This is a genomic window from Flagellimonas maritima (genome assembly GCF_003269425.1).
Classification (GTDB): domain Bacteria; phylum Bacteroidota; class Bacteroidia; order Flavobacteriales; family Flavobacteriaceae; genus Flagellimonas; species Flagellimonas maritima.
Genome location: NZ_CP030104.1, coordinates 2,969,324 through 2,981,643 on the forward strand (window position 1 = coordinate 2,969,324; position 12,320 = coordinate 2,981,643).

13 protein-coding genes are annotated in these 12,320 nt (G+C 36.3%); 10 read left to right on the forward strand and 3 right to left on the reverse strand.

Going from position 1 to position 12,320, the window contains the following annotated elements:
- Positions 1-693 carry a (d)CMP kinase gene (gene cmk / locus HME9304_RS13190; protein WP_112379026.1) on the forward strand — a complete coding sequence of 231 codons (693 nt, stop codon included), beginning with the start codon at positions 1-3 and terminating at the stop codon, positions 691-693.
- Between the two features lie 91 nt (positions 694-784).
- Here the strand turns inward: cmk and HME9304_RS13195 are convergent, their stop codons facing one another.
- Positions 785-1,702, reverse strand: a complete 918-nt coding sequence (locus tag HME9304_RS13195; RefSeq protein ID WP_112379027.1) for a phosphate/phosphite/phosphonate ABC transporter substrate-binding protein — start codon at positions 1,700-1,702, stop codon at positions 785-787.
- A 234-nt stretch (positions 1,703-1,936) separates the two neighbouring features.
- The gene (locus HME9304_RS13200; protein ID WP_112379028.1) at positions 1,937-2,317 is read right to left on the reverse strand and encodes a LysM peptidoglycan-binding domain-containing protein; all 381 of its coding nucleotides are present in this window, start codon (positions 2,315-2,317) and stop codon (positions 1,937-1,939) included.
- Positions 2,318-2,574: 257 nt separating this feature from the next.
- On the opposite strand from HME9304_RS13200, the gene rpsA reads away from it, so the two are divergent.
- The 9 genes from rpsA to HME9304_RS13245 all read left to right on the forward strand — a co-directional run bounded on the left by rpsA (position 2,575) and on the right by HME9304_RS13245 (position 11,653).
- Positions 2,575-4,413: a 30S ribosomal protein S1 gene (gene rpsA, locus HME9304_RS13205; protein ID WP_112379029.1), complete on the forward strand. Its 1,839-nt coding sequence runs from the start codon at positions 2,575-2,577 to the stop codon at positions 4,411-4,413.
- Positions 4,414-4,528: 115 nt separating this feature from the next.
- The gene (gene pyrR / locus HME9304_RS13210) at positions 4,529-5,068 is read left to right on the forward strand and encodes a bifunctional pyr operon transcriptional regulator/uracil phosphoribosyltransferase PyrR (protein WP_112379030.1); all 540 of its coding nucleotides are present in this window, start codon (positions 4,529-4,531) and stop codon (positions 5,066-5,068) included.
- 6 nt (positions 5,069-5,074) lie between these two features.
- The gene (locus HME9304_RS13215; RefSeq protein ID WP_112379031.1) at positions 5,075-5,998 is read left to right on the forward strand and encodes an aspartate carbamoyltransferase catalytic subunit; all 924 of its coding nucleotides are present in this window, start codon (positions 5,075-5,077) and stop codon (positions 5,996-5,998) included.
- A gap of 5 nt (positions 5,999-6,003) precedes the next feature.
- Positions 6,004-6,336 (forward strand): ribonuclease Z, encoded by a 333-nt coding sequence (locus tag HME9304_RS13220; protein WP_112379032.1) that lies wholly within the window; start codon positions 6,004-6,006, stop codon positions 6,334-6,336.
- 206 nt (positions 6,337-6,542) lie between these two features.
- Positions 6,543-7,448 carry a ribonuclease Z gene (locus HME9304_RS13225; RefSeq protein WP_112379033.1) on the forward strand — a complete coding sequence of 302 codons (906 nt, stop codon included), beginning with the start codon at positions 6,543-6,545 and terminating at the stop codon, positions 7,446-7,448.
- Between the two features lie 81 nt (positions 7,449-7,529).
- Positions 7,530-8,177, forward strand: coding sequence for a pyridoxamine 5'-phosphate oxidase (pdxH, locus tag HME9304_RS13230; RefSeq protein WP_112379034.1), 648 nt, complete (start codon positions 7,530-7,532; stop codon positions 8,175-8,177).
- A gap of 12 nt (positions 8,178-8,189) precedes the next feature.
- On the forward strand, positions 8,190-8,675 hold the full coding sequence (locus tag HME9304_RS13235) for a SixA phosphatase family protein (protein ID WP_112379035.1): 486 nt from the start codon (positions 8,190-8,192) through the stop codon (positions 8,673-8,675).
- 3 nt (positions 8,676-8,678) lie between these two features.
- Positions 8,679-10,760 carry a polyphosphate kinase 1 gene (gene ppk1, locus HME9304_RS13240; RefSeq protein ID WP_112379036.1) on the forward strand — a complete coding sequence of 694 codons (2,082 nt, stop codon included), beginning with the start codon at positions 8,679-8,681 and terminating at the stop codon, positions 10,758-10,760.
- A gap of 11 nt (positions 10,761-10,771) precedes the next feature.
- Complete coding sequence (locus HME9304_RS13245) at positions 10,772-11,653, forward strand: Ppx/GppA phosphatase family protein (protein ID WP_112379037.1); 882 nt, start codon at positions 10,772-10,774, stop codon at positions 11,651-11,653.
- Between the two features lie 2 nt (positions 11,654-11,655).
- Here HME9304_RS13245 and HME9304_RS13250 read toward each other — a convergent pair whose 3' ends face one another.
- Positions 11,656-12,237 (reverse strand): MiaE family protein, encoded by a 582-nt coding sequence (locus HME9304_RS13250; protein ID WP_112379038.1) that lies wholly within the window; start codon positions 12,235-12,237, stop codon positions 11,656-11,658.
- Positions 12,238-12,320: the final 83 nt, after the last annotated feature.

Sequence of the window (12,320 nt, forward strand, 5' to 3'; positions counted from 1 at the left end):
ATGCAAAAAATTACCATAGCTATAGACGGATATTCCTCTACAGGGAAGAGTACTTTGGCAAAACGTTTGGCCACTGCACTAGATTATGTCTATGTGGATACAGGTGCCATGTACCGGGCGGTCACATTATATGCCCTTACCAACAAGTTCATTGGAAATAGTGAAGACATAGCTTCTCTAATCGCGGAATTACCTAATATTGATTTAAAATTTGTTCCGAACAATACTCTTGGAAAATCTGAAATGTTCCTAAATGGTGAAAATGTAGAAAAGGAAATTAGAACAATGATGGTTTCCGAGCATGTGAGCAAAATCGCAGCAATTAAAGAAGTGAGGTGGCTGTTGGTAAATATGCAACAGCAAATGGGAAAAGAAAAAGGAATCGTTATGGATGGCAGGGATATAGGAACTGTCGTCTTTCCCGATGCAGAGCTGAAGATTTTTATGACCGCTTCGCCAAACACCCGGGCAACCAGAAGATATAAGGAATTGTTGGACAGGGGGGAAGAAGTAAGTTTTGAAGAAGTCTTGGAAAATGTTCAAAAAAGGGATTTTATAGACTCTACACGTGAAGAATCCCCTTTACGAAAAGCAGAAGATGCCATTGAATTTGATAATAGCGATATGGGGCTGGATGAGCAGTTTGGGCGTATTCATGATTATACACTTAGGGTTATAGCACAGCAGAATTGAAAAGCTGTGCCTTTGGTTTGCTAATACCGCTGAAGATATTGGTACTTAAGCTGTTTATACATTGTCATAAATAAATGCACTTGGACGCTTTTCAATTTTCAAACATTTTCAATATATCATTCAAATAGGTCCTGTTTCCATTGACCTCTCTAAAAGAATTATAATATTCATCTGAAATTAGCTGAAATCTATCAGCTTGTTTTGCTTCTGACCAGCCAGATTTTATTGCTTCAAAAGCATCTGGATTTTCCGTATGTAGGTTAGATAAAATATTGGAAATCATCTCTTGTTTTTCTAGGGAAAATTCTTTATTTACTAGTACAGGTCCTAACGGTATTTCATCTGAAACCCACAACAATTCGACCTTACCCTTAAGTGTTGAATCTACTTTTATTTGTTTATAGTATTCATTGCTCCCTATGGCACATAAATCCGCACCCCCGTTTATTAATTTTTCAAATGTTGAAGTATGGTTCCCCCCATATTTCACTGCTTTAAATTGAGATTCAGGAGAAGGAACACCAATTGAACTCAAAAAAAGTCTAGGAACCAGGTTACCCGAAGTAGATCCTTCTTTAACGAACATCATGGTCATTGTATCCGCGCTATCTTTAATTCTCGAATAATTTTTTATACTATCGTTATTGGTAAGCAATACAGTTTTATAATTGTCAACAGCATCCTTTTCAATATGCATATTAGCTATAGGAAGCATGTGTTCGTTATTTGATGCAAGTATTAAATATCCCAAAGTGTTGATAAGAGCGATGTCTACTTCATTCGACTTTATTGCTGTAATAAAAGACTCAACATCTGGGTAGCTAGTCATGGTAACTTTCTGTTGCAATCTGCTTTCAAATTCTTTTGATAATAGCTCTATATTATCTATTCTATCGTTGGTCGCATAGGTATAGGTAGCAAGTCTTATTGCTTCTTTATCTTGTTTACAACTGAAGAACAAGCATCCAAAAAATACAATCAAGAGTATAAAATTCTGATTTTCCTTCATGGCTATATTTCTTTTATAAATTAATTTCAAAGATATGTTAAGTTCATATTTTATGAGTAAAGATTTGTGTAGAATGGATGGGTGCACCTTTTGGTGTTATAATGTATTATCCCTAAAATATCCATAAACAAAAAAGACGCCAAAAAAGACGTCTTTTTATACTGAATTATGTCAGTTCGAGCGTAGTCAAAATCTATACAAATTATCTCGAACGCGCTTGATGTAACATCAAGATTAAATCTTAGGAATCACCAAAACCTGCTCAGGATGGATTACATCAGGATTGTTAAGGATATTGGTGTTTGCATCAAAAATTTTATTGTATTTCATGGCATCGCCATAATAGTGTTTTGCAATCTTGCTCAAAGACTCCCCACTTTTTACAACGTGTCTGTGATAGACAGATTCGTCGGCAACCGTAATATTGGCCTTGATATCAGAAGGTCTTTCACCGCCTATCTGCTTTATTTTATCCCATATAATATCTTTTTCATATTGGGTATTGGCTTCACCTTTAATTTTAAGAACGCCGCTATCCTCACTAACATCGCCATCCCTTATGCCCAATTGTTGGCCTAAATCCAAAACTGCTTGGTATTTTGCTTTTGCACTCATAATATATCTTAGTTAATAGTTAATAATTAGAAATTTCAAGATAAGTAAAAACAGAGATTTCGGCACTAAATTTTTTCAATACTTTGTTTTAAGAGTAGCAGCTAATGATAACCTTTGTGAATCAATAAATTAATTGTATTTTTGCACTCCTTTTTAACAAATATTCAAGAGGAAAAAGGGAATAAAAGACAAATAACATCTTCTGCGGTAATTGTTTAACTCTTGTAAATCCGTGGAATACAAATTTTAATCAGCACATGGCTGAAGAAAAAACAAACGTTGAAGTAGAAGAAACTACAACAGCAGTACAAGAAGTAAAAGAAGAAGTTCAAACCCAACAAGACCCTAAAGAGTATCTTGAAAATTTTGATTGGGAAAAGTACGAAGAAGGAATTGAGCGCGTAGACGATACAAAACTCAAGGAATTTGAAGCACTTGTAGAGGAAAATTTTGTGGATACCGCTGATGAAGAAGTGGTTGAAGGACAAGTAGTTCACATGACAGACCGCGAGGCTATCATTGATATCAATGCAAAGTCAGAAGGTGTTATTTCATTGAACGAGTTCCGTTACAACCCCGATCTTAAAGTTGGGGACAAAGTTGAGGTTCTTATAGATATCCGTGAGGATAAAACAGGACAACTGGTATTGTCTCACAGAAAGGCTAGAACAATTATGGCCTGGGACAGAGTTAATGCTGCCCATGACAAAGAAGAAATTGTTCAAGGTTTTGTAAAATGCAGAACAAAGGGAGGTATGATCGTTGATGTATTTGGAATCGAAGCATTCTTGCCAGGATCTCAAATAGACGTGAAACCCATCCGTGATTACGATCAGTACGTTGGCAAAACCATGGAATTCAAAGTGGTTAAGATTAACCATGAATTCAAAAATGTGGTTGTTTCGCACAAAGCGTTGATTGAAGCTGATATTGAAGAGCAGAAAAAAGAAATCATCGGTCAGTTGGAAAAAGGCCAAGTATTGGAAGGTATTGTTAAGAACATTACCTCTTACGGTGTCTTTATTGATCTTGGTGGTGTTGATGGATTAATACACATTACAGACCTTTCCTGGAGCAGAATCAACCATCCAAATGAAGTGGTTGAACTAGACCAGAAAATGAATGTTGTTATTCTTGATTTTGATGATAACAAATCAAGAATTCAATTGGGTCTTAAGCAATTGGAAAAACATCCTTGGGATGCCTTGGGTGATGAAATAAAAATTGGTGATAAGGTTAAAGGTAAAGTAGTTGTTATTGCAGATTACGGTGCCTTTATAGAAGTTGCCGAAGGTGTTGAAGGATTGATTCACGTTTCTGAAATGTCATGGTCTACACACTTGCGATCTGCTCAGGATTTTGTTAGCGTAGGTGATGAGGTTGAAGCAGTTGTTTTGACTTTGGACAGAGAAGATCGTAAAATGTCCTTGGGCATTAAGCAGTTGACTCCAGATCCATGGACAGATATTACATCTAAATACCCTGTAGGTTCCAAACATAAAGGAATTGTAAGAAACTTTACAAACTTTGGTGTTTTCGTAGAAATGGAAGAAGGAATCGATGGATTGATTTACATCTCCGACCTTTCTTGGACAAAGAAAATCAAGCACCCATCAGAATTTGTAACCGTTGGAGATACTTTGGAAGTAGAAGTCTTGGAATTGGATGTAGATGGACGTAAACTAAGTCTTGGCCATAAACAAACTACAGAAAACCCTTGGGATAAATATGCTAAGGAATTTGCGGAAGGAACTGTGCACAAAGCGGCAATTTCTGAAATCGTAGATAAAGGTGCTACTGTGGTCTTCAATGAAGATATCGTAGGTTTCGTACCTTCAAGACATATGGAGAAGGAAGATGGTAAAAAGCTTGGGAAAGGTGAAGAGGTCGATTTCAAGATTATTGAATTCAATAAAGACTTTAAACGAGTTGTTGCCAGTCATACCGCTATCTTTAGAGAGCAAGAGGAACGCAATGTGAGCACAGCTAAAAGAAAAGCTGCTGCAGCTGCAGATGAGTCTAAGACTACTCTTGGCGATGCAAATTCGCAGTTGCAAGCGTTGAAGGACAAAATGGAAGCTGATTCTAAAAAATAATCAGTTCCTATTGCATATTTTAGAAGCCCCGTCCATTTAAAGACGGGGCTTTTTATTTTAAAACCTTTTAAAGAATTGTTTACTTTTGTGGGCAATAGCGTTGGCAGCAAAGCATATGAGTCAAAGAGTACTTCTCACTTCAAAAGAAATCAACATTATATTGCACCGTTTGGCTTGCCAGCTTTTAGAAAATCATTTGGACTTTAATAATACTGCTCTGATTGGAATTCAGCCTAGGGGCGTATATCTAGCAGAACGGTTAACAAAAATTCTTCAAGAAGAATACAAGGTCAAAGCTATTGATTTAGGCTTTTTGGACATCACATTTTATCGTGATGATTTTGGAAGGTCGGACAAAACATTGAAGGCAAACACAACTAAAATCAACTTTTTGGTCGAGGACAGAAATGTGGTTTTTATTGACGATGTACTCTATACAGGAAGAAGCATAAGAGCGGCATTAACGGCCATTCAGTCTTTTGGGAGACCTTCGGACATTGAATTGTTGACCTTGATAGATAGAAGATTCAGTAGACATTTACCAATACAGCCCAATTATAGAGGACGTCAGGTAGATGCCATCAATGAAGAAAAAGTAAAGGTGATGTGGAAGGAAAATGACGGAAAGGATATTGTGTATTTAGTAAGCAAATAAATAAAAATGAGCGAATTAAGTGTCAATCACTTATTGGGAATAAAATATCTGAACAAAAAGGATATCGAGCTCATATTTGAAACTGCGGATCACTTTAAGGAGGTTATCAATCGCTCTATCAAAAAGGTTCCCACTCTTAGGGACATTACCATTGCCAACATTTTTTTTGAGAACAGTACGCGTACCAAACTTTCTTTTGAGTTAGCAGAAAAACGTTTATCCGCGGATGTAATCAATTTTTCGGCATCGCAATCCTCTGTCAAGAAAGGGGAGACATTGATTGACACGGTGAACAACATTCTATCAATGAAAGTGGACATGGTTGTCATGCGTCATCCTAATCCCGGTGCTGGAATTTTTCTTTCAAAACATGTAGAGGCATCTATTATAAATGCTGGCGACGGGGCTCATGAACATCCCACACAAGCTTTGTTGGATTCGTACTCCATACGTGAAAAATTAGGAAGCGTAAAGGGCAAAAATGTTGTTATTGTTGGCGATATTTTACATTCAAGAGTAGCATTATCAAATATATTTGCCCTAAAATTACAAGGGGCCAATGTAAAGGTCTGTGGACCAAGAACATTGATTCCAAAACATATAGAATCTCTGGGTATAGAAGTTGAAACTGATCTGCGAAAAGCCTTGGACTGGTGCGATGTTGCCAACATGCTCCGTGTACAGAACGAACGGATGGATATTAGCTATTTTCCATCAACACGGGAATACACCCAACAATTTGGAATCAACAAGAAACTATTGAACAGTTTGGATAAACAAATTATAATCATGCACCCAGGACCTATAAATAGGGGAGTGGAGATTACAAGCGATGTTGCAGATTCCAAACAGTCCATAATCTTGGAACAGGTAGAAAATGGAGTAGCCATTCGTATGGCTGTGATTTACTTGCTGGCATCAAAAATTTAAAGTATATGATTTTCGATAAGGAAGGTATAACGACAACAGTTTTTCAAGAGAACATATCAATTTCCACATTTTTGGAGAACTTTAAAAATGGATACTCCAAAATTAAAAATGATAATATTATTATCAATCTTTTTTCATTTGATAAGCTTACCAAGAACGATATTTTAGAATTTTTGACAGTCTCGAATGAACATAAAGTTTTGGGCAAATCTTTTGTTTTAGTAACCGATAAGGTTTCTTATGACGATATTCCAGAGGAAATTAGCCTAGTCCCATCAATACAAGAAGCAAAGGATATCATTGAAATGGAAGAAATAGAACGGGATTTGGGGATTTGATTAACAGTAGTCAGTAGTCAGTAGTCAGTATTCGGTGGTCAGTAGTCAGTAGTCAGTATTCGGTGGTCAGCATTCATCAGTTAGTTCTAATTTTTAAGTATGATAAATGTATAAATGAGCTTTTTAGAAACGTCCCTTAGAATTGTATTATTTACAATCATTCTTCCCAAGTGTCCTCAATTTTCCACTTTCAATTTTCCATCACGATGAAGTTGACCATTCTGGGATGTTATTCCGCAACTCCTCGCACATTTACAAATCCCACATCACAGGTTTTGGAAATAAGGAACCATCTTTTTTTGATTGATTGTGGAGAAGGAACCCAAGTACAATTGCGAAAAAATAAAATAAAGTTTTCCCAAATCAAGCATATTTTCATTTCGCATTTGCATGGAGATCATTTTTTTGGCCTACCAGGTCTAGTATCCACATTTAGATTGTTGGGAAGAGAGTCGGAGCTTCATATCTATGGCCCAAAGGGCATTAAAGAAGCAATAACGCTTTTACTTAAACTGGGAAATTCATGGACCAACTATCCCCTTGTTTTCCATGAACTCGATTCAAAAGAATCTGAGTTTATCTTTGAAGATGATAAAGTGGGTGTGCATACCATACCTTTAAAACACAGGGTCTACACCAATGGTTTTTTGTTTAAGGAGAAAGTAGCTCCCAGAAAATTGGATGTTGAGGCTGTAGCTGAATATAAAGTCGATAAAAGCCAATTCAATAATATTAAAGCTGGAGCAGACGTAGTTTTGGATAGCGGTGAAAGAATTATGAACAGCAAGCTTACCTTAGAGCCGCCATTGCCAAAAAGTTATGCCTTTTGTAGTGATACCGTATACAGTGAATCGATAATTCCCATAATTAAAAATGTGGATATGCTCTACCACGAATCTACGTTCTTGGAAACTGAATTGCATCTTTGTGAAAAAACAAAACATTCCACAGCAAAACAAGCAGCGCAGATAGCGAAGATGGCTAATGCAGGAAACCTTATTTTAGGACATTATTCAACGAGGTACAAGTCCATTGAGCTTTTTAGGGAAGAAGCCCTAAAGGTATTTCCAAATGTAGAACTTGCCGACGACGGTAAATCTTTTGAGCTTTAATATCAAACCTTCAAACTAAAGCGCATCAATCTTTCTATTCTCCATTCTTTTGCTGAAATTTGTGTATTTCTACAATAAATCATGCAAAAAGACCTTAGCAATTACCGAAAATCGTATGAAAAGAGCGAATTAATGGAAAATTCAATCAAGGAAAATCCATTGGAACAATTTCAAAAATGGTTTTATGAGGTTGAGTCCATGGATGGTTTGGATGAGCCCAATGCAATGACAGTTTCTACGATAGGATTGGACGGTTTCCCAAAAAATAGAGTGGTGTTGATGAAAAAGTTTACACACGAGGGCTTTATTTTTTATACCAATTATCAAAGCGAGAAAGGCAAAGCAATAGAAAGCGACCCTTCCGTTTGCCTTTCCTTTTTCTGGCCCAATTTAGAACGTCAAGTAATCATAAAAGGTAAGGCCGAAAAAATAGCGGAAAATTTGTCTGACGGTTACTTTGAATCAAGACCCGTGGGAAGCCAACTTGGCGCCATTGTATCCAATCAAAGTAGCATTATAGCATCAAGAAAAGTATTAGAAGAAAAACTGAATGAGTTGGAGACAAAATATCAGGATAGGGAGATTGAAAGGCCATCATATTGGGGCGGTTACTTGGTAAGACCAATTTCTTTGGAATTCTGGCAAGGTCGTCCCAACCGCTTGCACGATCGCATAAGATATACCCTTCAAAAGGACTTTAATTGGAAAATAGAACGTTTACAACCTTAAATATGTAACAGCATGAAAACTTTAATTTTGGTCAGACACGGAAAATCTTCTTGGGACTATGAAGTTTCGGACAAGGACAGACCCTTAAAAGAAAGGGGAATCAATGACGGTCATTTGGTTTCCACAGCATTTAAAAATAATGATATTAAAATTGATTTTGCTTTTTCCAGCCCTGCAAATAGAGCTTTTCACACTTCAATGATTTTTTTACGGAACATTACTTTTGATTTTAATAAATATCAAGTTCAGGAAGCACTTTACGATTTTTCTGGAGGTAGCGTGCAGGAGTTTGTCAAAAATTTGGACAATACAATGGACACTGTTATTATTTTTGGTCATAACCATGCCTTTACATCACTTGCAAATACATGGGGAGATCAGTATATTGATAATGTTCCCACAACTGGATTGGTACAAATTAAATTTGATGTTTCAAAATGGGATGAACTTACAAAAGGAACGACAGAACAGACTATCTTCCCAAAATACTTAAAATAATAAATGATCAAGCTAAAGAACGAATACGTCAATAGAGAAATAAGTTGGTTACATTTTAATGCCAGGGTGCTTCAAGAAAGTGCGGACAGTAATGTACCGTTAATTGATAGATTAAGGTTCTTAGGTATTTTCAGCAATAATCTTGACGAGTTTTTTAAGGTCAGGTATGCAACGGTTAAACGTATCGTTGATGCTGGTAAGACCGGTAAAAGTGTGCTTGGGGGTGAAAAGGCAAAAGACCTTTTGGAAGAGATTACCAAAATCGTAATTGCCCAACAAGCAAGAAGTCTAGAAATCCTAAATAGTATTGAAGAAGAGCTGAAGGAAGAAAATATTTTCATTATTGATGAAAATGAAGTGGATGAAGACCAAGCTGAATTCATAAGGGAGTATTTCTTCAAGAAAGTGAATCAAGAGTTGATGACCATTATCCTCAACGACCTTACTGAATTTCCTTTACTTAAAGACACAGCTGCCTATTTGGCCGTTAAAATGGTGATGGTAGATAATAATGCATCAAGTAATTATGGAAATAACAGATATGCATTGATAGAAATTCCGAAAGGGATAGACCGTTTTATCGTTCTTCCAAAACAGGGAGAAAAAAACTATATTATTCTTTTAGATGATTTGATTCGATTTTGCCTTGATAGCGTTTTCACCATGTTTGAATTCAAGTCGATTACGGCGCATATGATCAAAATTACACGTGATGCCGAATTGGATATCGACAATGATTTGACCAAAAGTTTTATAGAAAAGATTTCATCGAGCGTAGAAGATAGAAAAGTAAGTGATCCTGTTCGTTTTGTTTACGATAAAAATATAGATAAGGATACCCTCCAGTTCCTAAAGGAAAAAATGAACATTATAGATACGGATAGTGTTATTCCAGGTGGAAAATACCATAATAGAAGAGATTATATGGGCTTTCCAAGTCTGGGCAGGGATGATTTGATGTATACCAAAATTGAACCACTCCAAGTAAAGGGTTTGAGTATGACAGGGAGTCTCTTGGAGATGATAGGCCAGAAAGACCATTTGATTTATACTCCATACCACACTTTTACCTATGTGACAAAATTTTTAAGGGAAGCTGCATTGGATCCAAAGGTTCGCGCAATAAAGATTACAGTATATCGCTTGGCCAATGATAGTCAAATAGCTTCTGCATTGATAAATGCGGTCAAAAACGGGAAACAGGTAACTGTACAAATAGAGTTACAGGCCAGATTTGATGAGCAAGCCAATATTATGTATGCCAATCAATTACAGGCCGAAGGAATTAATTTGATATTTGGAGTACCGGGACTCAAGGTTCACAGTAAGATTTGCTTAATAGAGCGAGAAGAAACAGAGGGCCTCAAAAGATATGGTTTTATAAGTACGGGCAATTTCAACGAATCGACTGCAAAAATTTATACAGATTACACATTGTTTACCGCGCATGAAGGTATTTTGAAAGAAATGAGCAGGGTATTTGAGTTTTTTGAGACCAATTATAAAATTCATAAATACAAGCATCTAATTGTGTCGCCCCATTACACAAAATCTTCTTTCTTAAAGCTAATAAACGATGAAATTGAGAATGCGGAAGCAGGTAGAGAAGCATATATAGGTATAAAGATGAACAGTTTAACATCATATAAAATGGTTGATAAACTGTATGAGGCGAGTAGGGCAGGAGTGAAAATACAATTGATTATAAGAGGAGTATGCTGTCTAATTCCCGGTGTTGAAGATATGAGTGAGAATATTGAGGCAATCAGCATTGTGGATAAATTCTTGGAACATCCCAGACTTTTCATTTTTGGGAATCAGGGAAATCCAAAAGTTTATATTTCATCTGCAGATTGGATGACAAGAAATCTAGATTTTAGGGTGGAAGTAGGTTGCCCCATTTATGACCCTGATGTTAAACAAGAGCTACTGGATACTTTCCATATATCTTGGCAGGACAACATGAAGGCACGAATTTTTTCGAAAAATCAGGATAATGCTTATAGAAAAAAAGATGTGGATAATCCCAAATTGAGATCTCAGTTTGCACTTTATGATTATTATAAACAAAAGCTCGAATCTTAAATATTGTTCAATTGGTCATACGGAAATTTGCTGCCATCGACATTGGCTCCAATGCAATTAGATTGCTCATAAACAATGTAATTGAGCAACCAAACAAACCAACCATTTTTAAAAAGAGCGAATTGGTTCGTGTGCCAATCCGCTTGGGCGAAGACTCCTTTATAGTTGGGGAAATATCACAAAGAAATATAGAGAGATTAAAAAAAGCCATGCAATCCTTTGATTTGTTGATGCAAGTCTACGGAGTTGAAAAATATATGGCCTGTGCTACATCTGCATTGCGTGAGGCGAATAACGGTCAAGAAGTAATTGAAGATATCTTCAAGGATTCTGGAATCAAAATTGACATAATCGATGGAAAAAAGGAAGCATCAATTATAGCGTCCACTGATTTGAAAGATTTGATTAAGGAAGAGAAAACCTATTTATATGTGGATGTTGGTGGAGGCAGTACAGAATTTACCATTTTTGAAGAAGGTAAACTTTTAACTTCCAAATCCTTTAAAATTGGCACAGTAAGGATGTTGAACGATTTGGTCAAAGATGCTGTTTGGGATGAAATAAAAGTGTGGATCGGGTCTAGTCTTAATAAAGATGATAAGGTAGAAATTATAGGCTCTGGTGGAAATATCAATAAACTGCATAAAATGTCCGGGAGAAAAATGGGTCAACCACTGTCCTTTATTTGGTTAAATGCCCAATACCATTTTTTGAACAGTATGGACTATGACGACAGAATCTCAGAATTGGGACTTAATCAAGATAGAGCTGATGTAATTATTCCTGCCGCCAAGATTTTTCTATCTGCTGCTAAATGGAGCGGAGCTAAAAAAATCCATGTTCCAAAAATAGGATTGACAGATGGTATGATTAAAACACTTTATTATCAATAAAATCAGCCATGCATAGTTTCTTTTTTACCTAAATGCTGCATCAATGTAGCCTCATGGTCTAAAAGCTGTTGCCATTTTCTGTCCACTTCTTTTCTTTCTCCGTATTTACGGGCAAATTTTAAAAACATAGTATAGTGATTGGCTTCACTTACCATTAATTTACCATAAAAATCCGCTAGGTCCTTATCTGCTATCTCTTCGGAAAGCAATCTAAACCTTTCACAACTTCTAGCCTCGATTAAAGCAGCGTACAAAAGCTTATGAACAAGATGTGTTTCTCGACTTCCACCTTTTGGGAAAAATTTCATCAATTGCAAAACATATTCATCTTTACGTTCTCGTCCCAAAACCCAACCACGGTTTAATATTTTGTCATGGACCATATTAAAATGCCCCATTTCTTCCCTGGCTAAAGCAGTCATTTCTTTGACTAAATCTGATTTTTCCGGAAAACCGATGATGAGCGAAATGGCCATACTCGCAGCTTTCTGTTCACAGTAAGCATGATCTGTAAGGATTTCCTCAATATTTTTTTCAACGATATTGACCCATCTTGGGTCCGTAGGTAATTTTAGTCCGAGCATTTTTGTATTTATTGAATAAATCTAATGCGGCAAAGATAAAAGGATTGCACTTAAAGTTTGGTTATTTGTAAACGCAGCAATAT